This window comes from Sphingopyxis sp., assembly GCF_016463645.1.
In the GTDB taxonomy this organism is placed as follows: domain Bacteria; phylum Pseudomonadota; class Alphaproteobacteria; order Sphingomonadales; family Sphingomonadaceae; genus Sphingopyxis.
Window position 1 is genome coordinate 41,030 of record NZ_JAEMQX010000025.1, and the last position, 977, is coordinate 42,006.

Here is a 977-nt window from a genome sequence, read left to right on the forward strand (position 1 = left end):
CGCTTCGAGCGCCGCCTTGATGCAAAGAATGCCGCAGAGTTCGCCATGCGCGCCGGCCTTGGGTGACATTGCAACGCCATACATACCGGTGAGCTTGATCAGCCACACGGCGAGTTCGTTGATGACGGCGAGCGCGCCCTGCACCGTTTCCTGCGGCTGCAAGGGATGCGTATCGGCGAAGCCCGGCATCCGCGCGACCTTTTCGTTGAGGCGCGGGTTGTGCTTCATGGTGCAGCTGCCGAGCGGGAAGAGACCGAGGTCGATCGCGTAATTCTGCCGCGACAGCCGCGTGTAATGGCGCACCGTTTCGGATTCGCTGAGCCCCGGAAGGCCGATCGGCGCGGTCCGCGCGAGGCCGCCGAGGTCGGTGGCGGGCGCGGCTTCGTCGAAGTCGACACCCATCGTTTCGGTTCCGCCGATTTCGAAGATCAATGGCTCCTCGAGCATCAGCGCGCGGTTGCCGGTGAAGGTGACATTGTCGTCGGCGCCGCCGGCGATGTTCATTTCGGGGCGCCAGCCGGCGCGGTTGAGCGCGGTCATGCCAGCACCTCCTTCAGGGCAGCGGCGAAGGCGGCGATATCCGCCTCGGTCACGGTTTCGGTCACGGCGACGACGATGCCGTTTTCGAGGCCAGCGTTGTCTGGATAAAGGCGGCCGAGCGAGACGCCGCCGAGGATGCCCCTCTCCGCGAGCTTGTGGATCACCGGGCGCGCCGCAGTCGGCAGCAACAGCGTGAATTCGTTGAAGAAGTTGGTGTTCAGCACCGACACGCCCGGAACCTTCGCCAGTTCGGCGGCGGCTGCCTTGGCGCGAGCATGGTTGATCGCGGCGAGCTGGCGAAGCCCCGCTTCGCCGAGCAGCGTCATGTGGATGCTGAAAGCCAGCGCACAAAGACCTGAGTTCGTACAGATATTGCTTGTCGCCTTCTCGCGGCGGATATGCTGCTCGCGCGTCGACAGCGTCAGCACGAAGCCGCG

At 65.1% G+C, this 977-nt stretch carries 2 pseudogenes; both read right to left on the reverse strand.

Going from position 1 to position 977, the window contains the following annotated elements:
- Nucleotides 1-540 (reverse strand): annotated as a pseudogene (locus JHC57_RS07840) (aminomethyl-transferring glycine dehydrogenase subunit GcvPB); the annotation flags it as partial.
- A pseudogene (locus tag JHC57_RS07845) lies at nt 537-977 on the reverse strand (glycine dehydrogenase); the annotation flags it as partial. The pseudogenes JHC57_RS07845 and JHC57_RS07840, both read right to left, overlap by 4 nt.